This is a genomic window from Streptosporangium sp. 'caverna' (genome assembly GCF_003203775.1).
Classification (GTDB): Bacteria; Actinomycetota; Actinomycetes; order Streptosporangiales; family Streptosporangiaceae; genus Streptosporangium; species Streptosporangium subroseum.
The window spans coordinates 7423967-7440284 of the sequence record NZ_CP029711.1 but is presented as its reverse complement, the minus strand read 5'-3'; the positions used below and the strand labels follow the sequence as shown (position 1 = coordinate 7440284).

The 16318-nt window shown below is 69.4% G+C and carries 15 protein-coding genes; 12 read left to right on the top strand and 3 right to left on the bottom strand.

Annotation, left to right across the window (positions count from 1 at the left end; all coding sequences use genetic code 11):
• Nucleotides 1–10 precede the first annotated feature (10 nt).
• Nucleotides 11–1456: a cytochrome ubiquinol oxidase subunit I gene (locus DKM19_RS32490; RefSeq protein WP_110700988.1), complete on the bottom strand. Its 1446-nt coding sequence runs from the start codon at nt 1454–1456 to the stop codon at nt 11–13.
• A 282-nt stretch (nt 1457–1738) separates the two neighbouring features.
• On the opposite strand from DKM19_RS32490, the gene DKM19_RS32485 reads away from it, so the two are divergent.
• Entirely contained in the window at nt 1739–2269 is a 531-nt protein-coding gene (locus tag DKM19_RS32485; protein WP_110700986.1) for a hypothetical protein, read from the top strand.
• Nucleotides 2270–2456: 187 nt separating this feature from the next.
• On the opposite strand, the gene DKM19_RS32480 is transcribed toward DKM19_RS32485, so the two are convergent.
• Nucleotides 2457–3347 carry a polysaccharide deacetylase family protein gene (locus DKM19_RS32480; protein ID WP_110700984.1) on the bottom strand — a complete coding sequence of 297 codons (891 nt, stop codon included), beginning with the start codon at nt 3345–3347 and terminating at the stop codon, nt 2457–2459.
• Nucleotides 3348–3866: 519 nt separating this feature from the next.
• On the opposite strand from DKM19_RS32480, the gene DKM19_RS32475 reads away from it, so the two are divergent.
• The 9 genes from DKM19_RS32475 to DKM19_RS32435 all read left to right on the top strand — a co-directional run bounded on the left by DKM19_RS32475 (nt 3867) and on the right by DKM19_RS32435 (nt 14015).
• Nucleotides 3867–4934 (top strand): acyl-CoA desaturase, encoded by a 1068-nt coding sequence (locus tag DKM19_RS32475; RefSeq protein WP_239513701.1) that lies wholly within the window; start codon nt 3867–3869, stop codon nt 4932–4934.
• A 254-nt stretch (nt 4935–5188) separates the two neighbouring features.
• A complete protein-coding gene (locus DKM19_RS32470; RefSeq protein WP_110700980.1) occupies nt 5189–5929 on the top strand; it encodes a carbon monoxide dehydrogenase subunit G in 741 nt (246 codons plus the stop codon).
• A 342-nt stretch (nt 5930–6271) separates the two neighbouring features.
• The gene (locus tag DKM19_RS32465; RefSeq protein ID WP_110700978.1) at nt 6272–9058 is read left to right on the top strand and encodes a Na+/H+ antiporter subunit A; all 2787 of its coding nucleotides are present in this window, start codon (nt 6272–6274) and stop codon (nt 9056–9058) included.
• On the top strand, nt 9055–9888 hold the full coding sequence (locus tag DKM19_RS32460) for a Na(+)/H(+) antiporter subunit C (protein WP_110700976.1): 834 nt from the start codon (nt 9055–9057) through the stop codon (nt 9886–9888). The genes DKM19_RS32465 and DKM19_RS32460 overlap by 4 nt, the downstream gene beginning before the upstream one ends.
• 43 nt (nt 9889–9931) lie before the next feature.
• Nucleotides 9932–11533, top strand: coding sequence for a Na+/H+ antiporter subunit D (locus tag DKM19_RS32455; protein WP_110700974.1), 1602 nt, complete (start codon nt 9932–9934; stop codon nt 11531–11533).
• 129 nt (nt 11534–11662) lie between these two features.
• Nucleotides 11663–12211 carry a Na+/H+ antiporter subunit E gene (locus DKM19_RS32450; RefSeq protein WP_110700972.1) on the top strand — a complete coding sequence of 183 codons (549 nt, stop codon included), beginning with the start codon at nt 11663–11665 and terminating at the stop codon, nt 12209–12211.
• Nucleotides 12212–12352: 141 nt separating this feature from the next.
• Nucleotides 12353–12613 (top strand): monovalent cation/H+ antiporter complex subunit F, encoded by a 261-nt coding sequence (locus tag DKM19_RS32445; protein ID WP_089206438.1) that lies wholly within the window; start codon nt 12353–12355, stop codon nt 12611–12613.
• Between the two features lie 147 nt (nt 12614–12760).
• Nucleotides 12761–13090 carry a monovalent cation/H(+) antiporter subunit G gene (gene mnhG, locus DKM19_RS32440; RefSeq protein ID WP_110700970.1) on the top strand — a complete coding sequence of 110 codons (330 nt, stop codon included), beginning with the start codon at nt 12761–12763 and terminating at the stop codon, nt 13088–13090.
• Between the two features lie 25 nt (nt 13091–13115).
• On the top strand, nt 13116–14015 hold the full coding sequence (locus DKM19_RS32435) for a hypothetical protein (protein WP_110700969.1): 900 nt from the start codon (nt 13116–13118) through the stop codon (nt 14013–14015).
• 400 nt (nt 14016–14415) lie between these two features.
• On the opposite strand, the gene DKM19_RS49950 is transcribed toward DKM19_RS32435, so the two are convergent.
• Nucleotides 14416–14778 (bottom strand): hypothetical protein, encoded by a 363-nt coding sequence (locus DKM19_RS49950; protein ID WP_162641944.1) that lies wholly within the window; start codon nt 14776–14778, stop codon nt 14416–14418.
• A 324-nt stretch (nt 14779–15102) separates the two neighbouring features.
• Here DKM19_RS49950 and DKM19_RS32425 point away from each other — a divergent pair, with 324 nt between their 5' ends.
• Both DKM19_RS32425 and DKM19_RS32420 read left to right on the top strand, forming a co-directional pair.
• Nucleotides 15103–15579, top strand: coding sequence for a TIGR00725 family protein (locus tag DKM19_RS32425; protein ID WP_239513700.1), 477 nt, complete (start codon nt 15103–15105; stop codon nt 15577–15579).
• A 132-nt stretch (nt 15580–15711) separates the two neighbouring features.
• The gene (locus tag DKM19_RS32420; RefSeq protein WP_110700967.1) at nt 15712–16311 is read left to right on the top strand and encodes a hypothetical protein; all 600 of its coding nucleotides are present in this window, start codon (nt 15712–15714) and stop codon (nt 16309–16311) included.
• Nucleotides 16312–16318: the final 7 nt, after the last annotated feature.

Sequence of the window (16318 nt, the reverse complement as noted above, 5' to 3'; positions counted from 1 at the left end):
ATTTCCGCCTTCAGTACATCAGGGTCGGCTGGAGCCGGGCGGCCCGGTCCTCGTCGTCGTGGGAGGGCCGCGTGAGGGGGTCGGGGGAGACGGGCTCGGGGCCCGTCCTGACGTGGCGCACGAGCAGCACGGCCTCGGCCAGCGCGAGCACGCCGTACAGGGCGGTGAAAATCGCCAGTGAGACGGCCACCTCGGTCAGGCTGACGCCGGGTGACACGCTCGCGGCCGTGAGCAGCTCGCCCTGAACGGTCCACGGCTGACGGCCGACCTCGCTGAGCAGCCAGCCCGCGATGATCGCGATGGTCGGCAGCGGCAGCGCCAGCACGCAGGCCCGGGCGAACCACGCGGGGATCTCACGTGGCTGGACGGCGGCGCGGCGGCGCTTGCGGGTGAGCCACAGGCCGAGGACCGACAGGCCCACCGTGGACAGACCGAAGACGATCATCACGCGGAAGGACCAGAAGACCACGGGAAGGTTGGGCCGGTAGTCGCCGGGACCGAACTGCTTCTCGAAGGTGGCCTGCAGGTCCTCGGTGCCCTGGACCACCGCGTTCGGATCGTGGGTGGACAGGAAGCTGAGCAGCCTGGGCACCTCCACCCCGGGGACGGGGGAGAACGGCGCGCCCGCCGTGTCGTGCCTGAGCCCCTCGGCGGCGGCCAGCTTCATCGGCTGCTGTTCGTACAGCAGCCTGGCGGACGTGTCCCCGCTGCCCACGACCACGACTCCGGCGATCGCGACCATGACCAGTGCGGCCCGCATCGGGGTTCGCCACATGCTCGCCGAGCCCTCACGCGCCGGCGTGGTCGGGCCGGGGTCCGCCGGGTCGTTCCGCCGCTCCCGCAGGATGCGGTAGCCGCAGACCGCCAGCACGAATCCGCCCGCGACCACGAAGGCGCCCCCGACCACGTGGGGCACCTGGGCGAGCGCGGTGGAGTTGGTGAGCACCGCCCACAGGTCCGTCATCCTGGCTCGGCCGTCGACGACCTCGTAGCCGACCGGGTGCTTCATCCAGGCGTTGGCGGCGAGGATGAAGTAGGCCGACAGGTTGGACCCGATGACCGCCGCCCAGATGGTGGCCAGGTGGACGCGCTTGGGCAGCTTGTCCCAGCCGAAGATCCACAGACCCAGGAAGGTCGACTCCAGGAAGAAGGCGAGCAGCGCCTCCAGGGCCAGCGGAGCGCCGAAGACGTCACCGACGAAGATCGAGTACTCGCTCCAGTTCATGCCGAACTGGAACTCCTGCACGATGCCCGTCACCACGCCCATTCCGAAGTTGATCAGGAAGAGCTTCCCGAAGAACTTCGTGAGCCGCAGGTAGTGCTCCTTGCCGGTGCGGTGCCATGCGGTCTGCAGACCGGCCACGAAGACGCCGAGGCCGATCGTCAGGGGTACGAACAGAAAGTGGTACACGGTGGTGACCCCGAACTGCCACCGTGCCAGGTCCAGTGCGTCCATCTTCCCCTCGCCGATCCGATGCTCTACGGGTTGTAGTTCTACTTTCAGTAGTACTACACGCTGTAGAGCAATGGGAGGGGGAGGTGCCGCGAGCTCGTGCGATCTTCGTCACACGGTCCGGAACGGGCCCGCGGGGTTGCACGACGACCGTCCGGCTTGCAGCCATTTCTTAAAGGAAATTGCAAGGAATGATATGGGGATGTGCAAGTGCATCCCGATATCAATGAATCAGCCCGAAGGGGGAGTCGGCAAAGGGCCGGCACGGAGGGCTGAGGAGAAATCATGATGAAGAAAATGGCCACCGGTCTGCTGGCGCTCGCCGCCACCGGCGCCCTCGCTTTCGCCACTCCGGCCACCGCGTCCGCCGCGACGTCGGCGGCGACGACCGCGGTCACCGCGTCCGCCGCGGCCGGTTCGTCCGACTACGACTACAGCGACTACTGGGGCAGCTACTTCTCTTCCAACCACAAGGCCAAGGCCCGCGGCTGGATCGGCGTCGAGTGGGACAAGCACCAGAAGTGGAACAGCGTGCGGGTGAAGGGCTCCCTGTACGACCTCGACCACCGCACGTACAAGCAGGGCGGGAAGTGCGCCTACGTGAAGTTCGCGGTGCACCACTTCGGCGACCACGACGGCCAGTGGTACGACGGCAAGTCCTACACCTACTGCGGAGCCGGCGGGGCCAAGCAGTTCCAGTTCTCCAAGAACCGGGTGGACAGCGTCCGCGTCAAGGTCTGCCAGATCCCCCTGCACAGCTCCTCGCCGACCAGGTGCGGCGACTGGGAGTACCTCTACACCGCCGAGAGCGAGTGATCACATATGGTCCCCGTCCCCTAGCCCTGACCGGCCCGTCCCCTTTCCGGGGGCGGGCCGTTCGGCCTTTCACGCGGTTTATGGGTCGCGCCTTCCGGCCGATTTGCCCATTTTCATCATTGCTTTATAGGAATCGCATCTTTATGGCGAATTGTGGCTTTCGGGGAAATGGCGGGAGTCGCGTGGGCTACGAGTTGCCGGAGGGGTTGCCGGTCGCGGCTTTCAGGTAGGCGTCGAGATTGCCGAGCTCGAAACCACGGCGCTTGATCTTGTTCACCAGGATGCGGAAGTCGCGCGAGAGGTTCGGGCGAAAGTGCAGCAGCAACACGTCGCCCGGTCGTAGTTTCTTGTCGGGCACCTGATAGGCGATCTTCCCACCGGGCTGCACGGTCGCGGTCCAGAGCAGGAGCGCGTCGATGCCGCAGGCCTTGGCCGCCTTGCGCGTCAGGCTGTTCAGACTGCCGAACGGCGGGCGGAACAGGGTGGGCTGGGTTCCCAGGTGCTTGCGGATCAGTTTGGAGGAGCCGCAGATCTCGGCCTTCTGCTGCTCGTAGCCGAGCGTCGGCAGGTTCGGATGGGTCAGCGTGTGGTTCTCGATCGTCGCGCCCGCGTCGCGCAGGTCGCGCACGTATCCCCACTTGCCCGCGCCCAGGAACCTGCCGCCCTGAGCGGTCGGATCGACCGCGCCCCTGGCCTCCACGGCGTCGCGCATGACAAAGGCCGCGATGGGAATCCGCTGGTCCCTGATCTGTGCCACGAAACCGGGGTCCTGCTCCCAGCCGTCGTCGATGGTGAGGAAGACGACCTTCCTCTTGGTCGGAATGGAGCTGATCACCGGCGGCAGGCCGTCGTCGGACCGGGGGATCCTCTTCACCTCACCCGGCCTGGGGAGTGCCCCCGGCGGTCCCTTCGGGCTCGCCGGCTCGGGGGATCCGGTGGGGGAGGCGCCGGGGGCGGAGACGGTGCCCTCGTCGCCGGATTTCCCGTCGCGGTCCACTCCGGTGCCGCATCCGGCGCTCACCGCCAGGACTGTGAACGCGGCCGCCGATCTGATCGCCCATGACTTCGCCGGTGACATGGAAGATCATCCTGCCAGTAGTCGAAGGGGCAAATGCCCGATTTGAGAGTTCGGCTGCCGTGGATTCCGCCCACGTTGCACCCGTCACCCCGACAGGTTGTCTCCACCCGCCTCACGCCCGCCGTGTCAACCGGCTGCCTCCGCCGTGCCGCCATCTCGACCGGCTGCCTCCGTCCGCCACGACCGCGCGGCCTTCTATAGCACATTCGACTCACGTGCTTCGAGTAGCCTGGCGGAATACGGCCGACAGAGGTGAGGCTCGTATAGATCCCCGCAGGTCAGACCTGGTAATCCGCCCCTCCCCAACGTTGCCGTGGGGATTCTCTGAGATCGTCACCAGGCTCTCCGACGGGTGCTGGGTAGGGCCAGCACTACCACGAGCCGGGGTGGGGGCTGGAGTTCGGGAACACGACAATCACGAAACCCTAAGACGGTCACCCTGTCAGCTTCTGTATGCCAACCTTTGGCGCTAATAGCTGACAAATCTTGTCTAGTGATCCGGCCCACATGAGGAGAGCAGTGACCGATTCGATCGTGACCGATGCCGTGTACCAAGCCGCCGATCCAGAAGATGGAGCGCGGGGCAGCGACTTCGCCCGTCTGTCGCGCCGGATCACACAGGCGGGGTTGATGGAGCGGCGCCCCGGCTACTACGCCCTGAGGATCGGTCTCGTCACCGCCTCCTTCGTCGGCGGTTGGGTCGCCTTCTTCGCACTGGGCGACTCCTGGTACCAGCTCCTGGTCGCGGTCTTCCTCGCGGTGGTGTTCGCCCAGATCGGGCTGGTCGCGCACGACCTGGCTCACCGGCAGGTCTTCCGTTCCCGGCGCTCCAGCGAGATCGCCGGACTGGTGGCCGGAAACGTCGCCATCGGCATGAGCTACGGCTGGTGGATGGACAAGCACACCCGCCACCACACGAACCCCAACCACGAGGACCACGATCCCGACGTCTCGCCGGACGTCCTGCTCTGGTCGCCCGAGCAGGCCGCGGTCACCAAGGGACTGCCCAAGTATCTGGGCCGCTGGCAGGCGTACCTGTTCTTCCCGCTGCTCACGCTGGAGGGATTCAACCTCCACGTGGCCAGTGTCCGGGCGCTGCTGCGCCCGACGATGAAGCACCGTCCCGTGGAGGCGTCGCTGCTGGTCGTGCACACCGTCCTGTACCTGGTCGCGCTGTTCGCGGTGCTGTCGCCCGGTAAGGCCGTGGCGTTCTTCTTCCTGCACCAGGCGCTCTTCGGCGTCTACCTGGGCTGCACGTTCGCGCCCAACCACAAGGGAATGCCGATGTTCCGGGGCGACGAAAAGCTCGACTTCCTCCGGCGTCAGGTGCTGACCTCGCGCAACGTGCGCGGTGGCTATGTGGTGGACACGGTGCTGGGCGGGCTCAACTACCAGATCGAGCACCACCTCTTTCCCAGCATGCCGATGCCGAACCTGCGCCGTGCCCAGCCGATCGTCCAGCAGTACTGCCAGGAGATCGGCGTCGACTACCTGGAGTCCGGGATCGTCAGCTCCTACGCGCAGGCGCTGCGCCACCTGCACGAGGTGGGTGCCCCGCTACGAGCCCAAGCCGCCGCGGCCCGTTAGTTCGCGTCGCCCTGATCGTCGGCGGGCCGGTGGCGACCGGCTCGTCGCGTACGGTTCGCGGGCCCGGACGACTGCGGCGATCTTTCCGGAACTCTCATGAGTGACGACCAAGGCGATCTGACTCTCATGAGTGACGACTAAGGCGATCTTGCCGGGACCCTCATGAGCTGGGACCTCTCTGACAATCGGACGCCACGCCGTAGGGCAGATGTTGCTGTTATCGCTCCGCTGGGCGATTGCCTAGGGTGGTTCATGTGAAGCTCGCAGGCAGTGCCGTACTCGGCATCGACAGAGATCGTGTGTGGTCCGCGCTCCAGAACCCGGCCGTGCTCGTGTGCACGATCCCGGGTTGCGAGCGGCTGGAGGAGACGGGGCCCGACACCTACCGGATGATGGTCACCGCCGGAGTCGCCTCGATCAAGGGCGTCTACCAGGGCGAGGTCGCCCTGTCCGAACCCGACGCGCCGCAGCGGTTCGTGCTCAGGGCCCGGGGCCAGGGCGCCCCCGGCACCGTGGACGCCGTCGTGGAGGTCCGCCTCAGCGAGGTCGAGGGCGGCACCCGGGTCGACTACGACGCCGAGGCCGTGATCGGCGGGATGATCGGCGGGGTCGGCCAGCGCATGCTCAGCTCGGTCGCGAAGAAGACCGCGAAGGACTTCTTCGCCGCCATCGAGAGTCACCTCGTCCTCAACGAGACGGCCGTTCCCGTTCCCGTTCCCGCCGCGACCGCGCCCGCGGTCCCCGTCCTCGACGTCGCCGCGGCGGGCGGGCCGTCGGCCGCCGCTTTCACCGCGCCGGCCGCTCCGGGTGTCCCGGGTGTCCCGGGTACGGCGGGGCAGCCCGGGACCGCGCAGGTCTTCGAGCGTCCTGCCAAGCAGCCCAGGCCAGGTGTTCCCGCGTGGTCGCTCCTCGCGGGGTTCGGGATGGGCGCGGGCGTCGCACTCGGCAGCGCGGTGATCGGCTGGCTGCTCGGCCGTAGCAGCAGGAAGCGGTGAGCGGCCGTACCGCTGGGAAGCGGTGAGCGGCTGTACCTGCGGGAACCGGTGATCGGTCGTACCGCCGGGAAACGGTGAGTGGCCGTACCTGCGGGAAGCGGTGATCGGCCGGCTGCGTCGCGGGGAAGCGGTGAGCGGCCGTATCGGCGGGAAGCGGTGATCGGTCGGCTGCCCCGGCGGTGCCGTCGGGAAGCGCCGATCTGCCGTGGCGGCGGGAAGCACTGATCATGTCCCGGTGAAGAACCAGCGGTTTTCGGGTCAAGCGGCTTGCGCGCTTGGCCGGTAAAACGCGCATCTCCTGGCAGTTTGGGATACGTCGACCACGACGGTTGCCGGGGGAACATGGAGCCGCTGCTGATCCTGCACGCCGTGGCCGCGGTGCTCGCCCCGGCTCTGGTGCGCCGTCTCGGCCGCGACGCCTTCCTCGTGCTCGCCGTACCGCCGGTGTGCGGGTTCGCCTACACGCTGTGGACGGCGCTGACCGGTGTCCCGGTCGAGTCGCACCACTCGTTCGCCCCCGCTCTCGGCCTCGGGCTGTCCTTCCGCGCCGACGCGCTCGCCGTGCTCATGATGTCGCTGGTCACGGGCGTGGGCGCGCTGGTCCTGCTGTACTGCTCGCGCTACTTCGCCCCGGGAGACGACGGGCTCGGCCGGTTCGGCGGGGTGCTGGTGGCGTTCGCCGGGGCGATGTTCGGGCTGGTGGTCGCCGACGACCTGCTGCTGCTGTACGTGTTCTGGGAGCTGACCACGGTCTGCTCCTACCTGCTGATCGGCCACATCCCCGAGAGCAGGACCGGCCGCAGGGCCGCGATGCAGGCGCTGACCGTCACCACGTCCGGAGGGCTGGCGATGCTCGCCGGCATGGTCATGCTCGGCGAGGCGGCGGGAACCTACCGGATCTCACGGATCGTCGCCGATCCCCCGGCGGGTGGCATGGTCGCGGCGGCGGTGGTGCTCATCCTGGCCGGAGCGCTGTCGAAGTCGGCGATCTTCCCGTTCAGCATGTGGCTGCCGGCTGCCATGGCCGCGCCGACCCCGGTCTCCGCCTACCTGCACGCCGCGGCGATGGTGAAGGCCGGGGTCTACCTGCTCGCCCGGCTGGGCCCGGCGTTCGGGGACACGGCCGTCTGGCGGTGGCCGGCCGTGTCCCTCGGCCTGCTCACCATGCTGCTGGGCGGCTGGCGGGCCCTGCGCGAGAACGACCTCAAGAAGCTGCTCGCCTGCGGCACGGTGAGCCAGCTGGGTTTCCTGGCCGTGCTGTTCGGCGCGGGCACCCGGGACGCCGCGATCGCGGGCGTCGGCATGCTGCCGGCGCACGCGCTGTTCAAGGCGTCGCTCTTCCTGATCGTCGGCGTCGTCGACCACTCCACGGGCACCCGCGACCTGCGCGAGCTGAGCGGTCTGCGGCGTTCGGCGCCCTGGCTCTGCGCGGCGACCGTCGCCGCGACGGCCTCGATGGCGGGGATCCCGCCGTTCCTGGGATTCGTCGGCAAGGAGGCCGCCTTCGAGTCGCTGCTGACCGGGCGGCTCGCCGACACCGTGACGCTGGCCGGGGTGGTCGCCGGTTCGGTGCTCACCGTCGGCTACAGCGCGCGGTTCCTGTGGGGAGCCTTCGGCAGCAGACCCGGCCTGGAACCGGTCCCCGTCCGCCGCACCGGCGCCGCGATGTTCCTGCCGTCCGCGCTGCTCGCCGCGCTCGGACTTCTCGCCGCACCCTTCTCCGGCCGGTACGGCCAGGCGATGGAGAGCTACTTCAGCACCTTCCCCGGACCCGGCCACGGCACCCACCTCGCGCTGTGGACCGGGGCGCCCGTGCCGCTGCTGCTGTCGGCCGCCGCGCTGGCCGGGGGAGCGCTCCTGTTCGTGGCCAGGGAGCCTCTGTCGCGTGCCGGGGCCGCCCTGCACGTGATCGACTCCGGCCGGATCTACTGGGCTCTCGTCCGGGGCCTGGAACGCTTCTCCCTCCAGCTGACCGGCGTCACCCAGCGGGGCTCGCTCCCCGACTACCTCATGATCGCTTTTGTGACCGCGGCGGGGGTCGCGGTCTTCTCACTGCTGTACGGGCCCACCGCCCGGATCCGGCTGGACGTGGTCCCCTGGGAGCGCGTCGAGCAGCCCGTCATCGGGATCCTCCTCATCGCCATGGCGATCATCGCGCTCCGGGTGCGGGCGCACATCGTGCTCGTGCTGGTGGCCGGGCTGACCGGATACGGCACCGCCCTGCTGTTTCTGGTCCATGGCTCGCCGGATCTGGCGCTGACCCAGTTTCTCGTCGAGACGCTGAGCCTGGTCGTGTTCGTGCTGGTGCTCCGCAGGCTCCCGGCGGGATCGAAAGAGGGCCGGTTCAGGATCCCCTTCGGCGTGCGCCTGGTCCTCGGGCTGGTGAGCGGCGCCGTGGCCGCCGGAGCCGGGATACTGGCCGTGAACGCGCGCCAGGCGGTGCCGGTCGGCACGCTGATGGCCGCCGCCGCCGAGGAGGCCGGGGCCTCCAACGTCGTCAGCGCGCTCCTGGTCGACATCAGGGCGTGGGACACCATGGGCGAGAGCTCGGTGCTCGCCGTCCTCATCCTGGGAGTGACCGGCCTGGTCTTCCTGCGCCGCCGTACGTACTCGATGGAACGCCCGCCGGAGACGGCGAGCACGGACACCGGGACGGCCTGGCTCGCGGCGACCCTGCCCGCGGGGCAGCGTGCCGTCATCGTCGAGGTCGTGGCCCGGCTGATCTTCCACACGGTGGTGCTGATCTCGGTCTTCCTGCTGTTCACCGGGCACAGTTCGGTCGGCGGGGGGTTCGCGGGAGGCATCGTGGCGGGGCTTGCCCTGGTCATCCGCTATCTCGCCGGCGGCCGCTACGAGCTGGCCGTCGCCGCGCCGGTCACGGCGGGGGTGCTGATCGGCCTGGGACTGCTGCTGTCCACGACCACCGCGTTCTGGGGACTGCTGTTCGGCGGCGCGCCTCTGGACATGCTCTCCGCCGACCTGACGGTCCCGCTGGTCGGCGGGCTTCACCTGTCCACCGTGCTGCTGTTCGATCTCGGGGTCTACATCACGGTGGCGGGCATGGTGCAGGACATCCTGCGCAGCCTCGGCACCGAGCTGGACCGGCAGGTCGAGGAGGAGGCCGGGTGACCGCCTCGCTGGCGCCGTTCGCGGCGTCGGGAGTCCTGGTGGCGACGGGAGTGACGCTGCTGCTGGAACGGAGCCTGGTCCGGCTGCTGGCCGGTGTCATCCTGCTCGGCAACGGGGTGAACCTGCTGATCCTCACCGCGGGCGGTCCCGCGGGGGAGCCGCCGATCCTCGGCAGGTCCGATCCGGACCGGATGGCCGACCCCCTGCCGCAGGCGATGGTGCTCACCTCCATCGTGATCACCCTTGGCGTCACCGCGTTCCTGCTCGCCATGGTCCACCGGTCCTGGCAGCTCACCGGCGGTGACGAGGTGCAGGACGACACCGAGGACCGCCGGGTACGGCTGCGCGCCAGGCGCGGAGAGCTCGCCCAGGCCGTGCTCGACAGGCAGGAGGCGTACCGGCGGATGGTCCGGGAGCAGCGCGCGGAGCTCGCCCGGCTGGGGGAGGCGCGGCACGAGAGGGAGCGCAGGGAGGCCGAGGAGCTGGAGCAGCGGATCCTGGACGTCAACGTGGACCTGGGCCGATGGCTCCAGGAGAACAAGGACGAGGGGCTGTCCACGGAGCGGCTCGCGGAGCGTTTCGCCGAGGCCCAGCATGCCGAGGACGTCTCCAAGGAGGGCAGGCAGGAGCGGGTCCGCGAGCTGCGCTCGGAGTTCGCCCGCAGGGAGCGGGAGCAGGCCGAGCGGGAACGGCACATCCGCAGGCGGCTCCGTACCCGCCGGCGCGAGGCGCGCAAGCAGCTGCGCGCCGCGATCCGGGCCGACCGGGAACGACAGGCCAGGGCGCAGGACCCCGACCTGGAGGGCCCGGACCCGGAGGAGGAGAGCTGATGGCGATGCCGCATGCCGTACGGGACGCACGGGGGGAGCGCCGGTGGAGGCGCTGATCTCGGTGCCCGTGGTGCTGCCGCTGCTGGCCGCGGGGCTCAAGCTGGCCATCGGCAGGCGGCTGCGCCGGCTTCAGGCGCTCATCAGCGTGTTCACCCTCGCGGCGGTGCTGGCGGTGTCGCTGATCCTGCTGCCGGCGGCCGACAGGGAGGGGCCGCTGGTGGCCCGCGCGGGAGGCTGGGAGGCGCCGATCGGCATCTCGCTCGTCGCGGACCGGCTCTCCACGCTGATGCTGGTGGTCTCCTCGGCCGTGACGCTGTGCGTGATGATCTACTCGCTGGCCCAGGCCTACGCCGACCAGGAGGACAGGGCCCCGCTGTCGATCTTCCACCCGGCCTACCTGATCATGGTTGCCGGAGTGTCGGACGCCTTCCTCTCCGGCGACCTGTTCAACCTCTTCGTCGCGTTCGAGATGCTGCTCAGCGGGTCCTACGTGCTCCTCACCTTCGGCGGGACCGAATCCCGCATCCGGGCGGGCGCCACCTACGTGGTGATGGGGCTGACGTCGTCGCTGCTGTTCCTCGTCGCGATCGCGGTGGCCTACGGCGCGACCGGCACCGTGTCGATGGCCCAGCTCGCCGAGCGGTTCTCGGTCCTTCCCCAGCACATCAAGCTGCTCGTCGAGCTGATGCTCCTGCTGGTATTCGTGGTCAAAGCGGCGATCTTCCCGATGTCGGCGTGGCTGCCCGACTCCTATCCGACCGCGCCCGCCCCCGCGACGGCGCTCTTCGCCGGGCTGCTCACCAAGGTCGGCATCTACTCGATCATCCGCCTGGAGGCGCTGCTGTTCCCCGGCGGGCCGGTGAGCGGCCTGCTGATGTGGGCGGCGCTGCTGACCATGCTGCTCGGCGTGTTCGGGGCGGTGGCGCAGACCGACATCAAGCGGATGCTCTCCTTCACCCTGGTCAGTCACATCGGCTACATGGTGTTCGGGGTGGCGCTCTCCACCGTCGCGGGCATGGCGGGCGCGGTGTTCTACGTCGTTCACCACATCACCGTGCAGACCAGCCTGTTCCTGGTGACCGGGATGATCGAGCGCCGTGCCGGGACCACCTCACTGGACAGGCTGGGAGGCCTGATGAAACTGGCGCCCCTGATCGCGGTGCTCTTTTTCGTTCCCGCGATGAACCTGGCGGGGATCCCGCCGATGTCCGGCTTCCTGGGCAAGCTGGCGCTGATCCAGGCGGGAGTGGCGGACGGCCGCCCCATGGCGCTGACCCTGGTCGCGGGGAGCCTGATGACCAGCCTGCTCACCCTGTACGCGGTGGCGACGACGTGGAGCAAGGCCTTCTGGCGGGCGCCGCCCCCCGGAATCAGGCAGACGGGAACCGTACTCGAGAGCGAGGAGCGGGAGGACGGGGAAGACCCCGCCTCCCGCGCGCACGGCACCGAGGGGATCACCGGGCGCGCGATCGTGACCAGCGTGAACATGCCGCCCGCCATGCTGGGCTCCACGATGGCGCTGGTGGCGCTGGCCCTGTCGTACACCGTCATGGCCGGGCCGTTGTCCGCCCTGGCGGAACGGATCGCCACCGAACTGCTGGCCCGCGAGCCGTACATCTCGGCAGTGCTCGGAGACGCGCGATGAACGGCCGGTCCGGAGACATGCGGCGAACGTGCGGTCCGGTGGCGCTCGGAGGCGCGTGGTGAACGGCCGGTTCGGTGGCGCTCGAAGGCGCGCGGTGAACGGCGGACCCGGCGTGTTCGGAGGCGCGCGATGAACGGGGGAGGAGGTCCGCGCTTCGCACCACGGCTGCTGGGCAGGCGCGTACCGCCGGCGCAGGTGGCCTGGCTCACGCTGGTCTGGCTGCTGCTCTGGGGTGACCTGACCGTGGGCAACGTGCTCGGCGGTCTGCTGGCCGGGCTGGTCATCGTGTGGCTGTTGCCGCTGCCGGTGCTGGACTCCGGGCTCCGGGTCCACCCCGTCGGGCTGCTCGTCTTCCTGGTCCGTTTCGCGGTGGACATGCTGGTCTCCAGTTTCAGGGTCGCCTTCTGGGCGTTGCGCCCGGGCGCCCCTCCGGTCCAGATCGTCGAGGTACGGCTGCGCTCGTCGTCGGAGGTCATGGCCGTGCTGATCACGGTGGCCCTGTCGGCGCTGCCGGGCAGCCTGGTGCTCGAGGCGCATGTCAGGGAGAGGCAGCTGGTGCTGCACGTGCTCGGCATCACGGGTGACGCGCGGGCCGTCACCGAGGCGGACGTGGCGCGGCTGGAGAGCCGCATCCTGGCGGCCTTCGGCACCCGCGCCGACCAGGAGGAACTGCGATGACGGCGGTGTATCCGACGACGCCCGCATTGACCCGGAGGAACTGCGAGGGCGATGGCATATCCGATCGTGCCCGTGCCGACCAGGAGGAATCGTGAGGGCGAGGGTATCCGACCATGCCCACACCGACCAGGAGGAACCGCGATGACGGCGGTATATCTGACCGTGCTCGCGCTGCTCGGCGGCGCGGCGGCGATGACGCTCTACCGGCTCGTGCGCGGTCCCACCATGCTGGACCGCGCGGTCGCGCTGGACGTGCTCACCGCCGTGGTGATGTGCGGGATCGGAGCCGGGGCGACGGCACTCGGCGAATACTCGGCGCTGCCCGTGCTGCTGGTGCTGTCCCTGCTGGGGTTCGTCGGATCGGTCTCGCTGGCCAGGTTCTTCTCGGGGCGAGCCCGATGATCGCGCCGATCGGGTCTTTCGCGAGCCGGGTCCGTTGGTCACATCGGCCTGGGTTTCCGCGAGGTGGGCCGGTTGTCACGACGGCCAGGCTCTCGGCGAGGTGGGTCCGTTGATCGTTCCAATCCGGTTTCCCGGGAGGTGGGTCCGTTGACCCCGTTGGATATGGCCGCCGCGGCGTGCGTGCTGCTGGGCGCGGGACTGGCGTTCGCGGCGGGAGTCGGGATGGTCAGGTTCCCCGGCACCCTGGCGCGCATGCACGCGGCGACGAAGCCCCAGGTGTTCGGACTTCTGCTCATCCTGCTGGCCATGGGCCTGCGCGACCCGGGCTGGACGGTCGTGGGGATGCTGCTGCTCATCGGCGTCTTCCAGGTGGTCACGGTGGCGGTGGCCGCCTACGTGGTGGGACGGGCCGCCTATCTGGGGGAGTCACCGGAGGACGACGGCACGGCGAGCCCGTTCTCAGAACCTCGCGCTTAAGGATCTACCGGCGTACCGTGTCGGTATGCGGGAGGCACGTGCGGAGGACGCAAGGACCGAGGCCAGACGACTTATACGTGATCTGCTGGGTGAGGAGCGGCCTGACGCCGCAGTTCTGCTGCGTGAGGCGGGGACGGTGCTGGGCATCGACCGCGTCGAGCGCTGCGTCGAGCTGGCACGCGGCGCTCCGCTCACCCGGAGGTCCACCGAGCTCGCCGCGCTGGCCGGACTGCTGGTCGGCACCCGCGAGCTCGGCGAGGAATGGTGGCGGCGCGAGCGCGGCGGCAAGCTGCCGGCGCCGGACGAGGTGCTCCGGACCTCGACCGCGATCGACCCGTGGACCGACCTGACCGTGCTGGAGATGCTCGCCGCCTGGATCGCCGACGACGTGGCGGACGGAGCCTGGGGCCGCCCTTTCGCCGTGACCGATCTCAACTCCTGGCAGGCGGAGGACCGGGTCGAGCTGCCCGAGGACGCCACCCCGGGACAGCGGATCGTGGTCTCCTTCGACGCGGGCGGCCGGCTCGACGCGGTGGTTCTCCGCCGGCCGGACGACGAGCTCGGCTCCAACCTGGACTTCGACTCGCTGCGTTACTCCCGCCCGGCCGAGGCCCAGTGGAGCTGGGGCGTCGCCGCCGGGCTCGGCCCGCACCTTCTGGAAGAGGATCCCGATCCCTACGGGGAGCCGGTGGACGCCCCGGCCGCCGAGATCCTGCACGCTTGGGCCCTGCGACACGGCGCGTCCGCCCAGCAGGCGGGTGAGGTCTGGAAGGTCAAGGGCGACGTCGTCGCAGCGATCGAAAGGGTCGACTGGATGTGGCGCAGCGCCGAGTGGTTCGCCTGGTGGCGAGGCGTGGCCGCCCTGGTCGACGGCGAGCCCAAGCAGCTCGCCGCCCGTCTCGAAGAGATCGCTGACGCTGCTTAGCAGCGAGTTCCCTGCCGCACACCGCCGTGCGATCGGGGTGCCCTCTCGCTGTGCCGCAGGCCTCGGAGATGAGCGAATCGACGTACCGCACGCTCTGGCTCCCAGACCTGCGGCCACTTCGCCGTGCACCTGATCGGCTGACCGGCACGCCCCCGAAGACCTTAACGGTGCCAGTCAGCCGACCATGTTCTTGGAAGTTGTGGCCTTCTCCGCTTTCGAAGACGGGACCTTCTCGGAAAACCCGGTGGCCTGGGCGGGCCGGCTCACCTCAGAGCGCGAGCCGCGCTCGGCGGGACACGGCATCCGAGGAACGCCGGAGCCGGATCGTGTGCCGAGCCCCGTCCTCCATGGGAGAAGGTGCGGACCGGCCCGGCGGTGCTACCGGGCCGGTCTTCGGTCCTCAGTGCCGGTCGCCGCGGTTGTGGTCACGACGGTCGTTGTCGCGGCGGTTGTGGTCGCGGTCGTAGTCGCGGTCGCGGTGGTTGCGGTCGTAGTGGTGGGAGCGGGCGTAATCGAAGGACACGGCCCTCCAGCCACCGTTGAACCACCGGTAGAACCGGTGCCCGTCGAAGCGGTAGCGCTCGCCGCGGTTGAATGTGCTCACGGCCACGGTCTGGCTCGCGCTGACCGTGGCGGCCGAGACGGCCGCGGTGCTCGCGGTGGTCGCGGTGGCGGCCGAGGCGGCTCCGCCGGTGGAGGCGATGATGCCACCGGCGATCGCCAGAGTCGCGGCCGCCGTCGCCAGGCTTCGTGTGATCTTCATGTCATTTCCCCCTTGAGTGGTGCGCGCTGTTCTCAACGCGCATCCTCAAGCTAGATGGGTGAAATGTCCTTTTCTGCGTACAAAGTCACATATAAGCCCCAGTGCGCACTATGGCACACAAACAGCACTTTTGTGGTGCGATGCCCGTGACCGCGTACCGGCGAATCCACCACGGTGGTTCGGAGACTTCCAGGGGCGCGGCCACCTCTGGGCAGGATGAGGACGGGTGGCAGACGCTGCGCATGAAGCCCGCGCCAGGCGGCGGCCGTCCCGCCTCGCTCGTGGCGGTGCTTGATACCGGCGCAGCGCTGGCAGGATCTCATCGTGATCCAGGTATCGGTCTGTGGTCCGCGCGACTGCACCAGCGAAGACGAGTCCAACGCCCACGAGATCGGCCGGCTGCTGGCGGAGCGCGGCGCGGTGGTGATCTGCGGCGGTTACACGGGAGTCATGGCCGCTGTGGCGGCCGGCGCCCGATCGGCGGGCGGAACGGTGGTGGGAATCCTGTCCCGAGCGGACAGGGAGTACGCCAACCCGGACCTTTCCATCGTGATCCCGACCGGCATCGGAGAGGCGCGAAACAGTGTCATCGTCAACTCGGGGGACGCCGTGATCGTCATCGGTGGATCGTGGGGAACGCTGTCCGAGCTGGCACTCGCGATGCGCGGCGGCCGTGCCCCCGTGGTCCAGCTCGGCGGCTGGCGGCTCCTCGACCATGACGGGCGCCCGGTGGCCGGTATCAGGCACGCGTCGTCCCCGGAGGATGCGCTGGCGGTTACCGGGCTCTGGCCCGACCGCTGACCTCGTCGTCGTGGCCGACCCGACGTCCGTCCATGGCCCCAACGCAGGGTCGGTAAGACCAATAGCCCAAGTTTTCGGACCCTTTGTCTGGCTGGTCCCGGTGAGGGCGGACGGGGCCGTCACAGTCAGGTCATGACGAAGACCACCCCCGCTCGCGGTCCGGCACGCGACACGGCCGTGCACCGGCAGACCCGTCCCGCCCGCATCGCGGCAGCGCTCATGCGCCGCTGGCCGACATGGTTCGCGATCGCCTTCGCCGCCGTGGTCTCCTCGGACCTGGACGACGGACGCGAGTTCGCGTTCATCGTGTTCATCTCCGCACTGGGCTACCTGGCCGCGGCGGTCATTGATCGGCCTCGCGCGATTTGGGGCGTGCTCGTCGTACTGATGGTCGCTGTGGTGTTCATGAAAGTCCTGGACATCGACCTGTGGCCCGTACTGATCATCGCCGCGCTCGTGCTCGTCGCGGCCGGTCTGATCCGCGGGCAACTGCGCAGACCAGGTACGTTCGCGCTCCAGACGTCGGCCATGCTCGTCTTCGGTGTCATCGCGCTGGGCGCCTTGTCCGTCGCCTCGGACCTCGGCCACTACCTGGTGGCCGCAGGACTGCTCGGCCACGCCGCCTGGGACGCGGCCCACTGGCGGGCCGACAGGGTCGTGACGCGTCCGTTCGCGGAGTGGTGTGGCGTCCTCGACCTCCTGCTCGGGCTGGCCGTCCTGTTTCTGGCCTGACGTACAA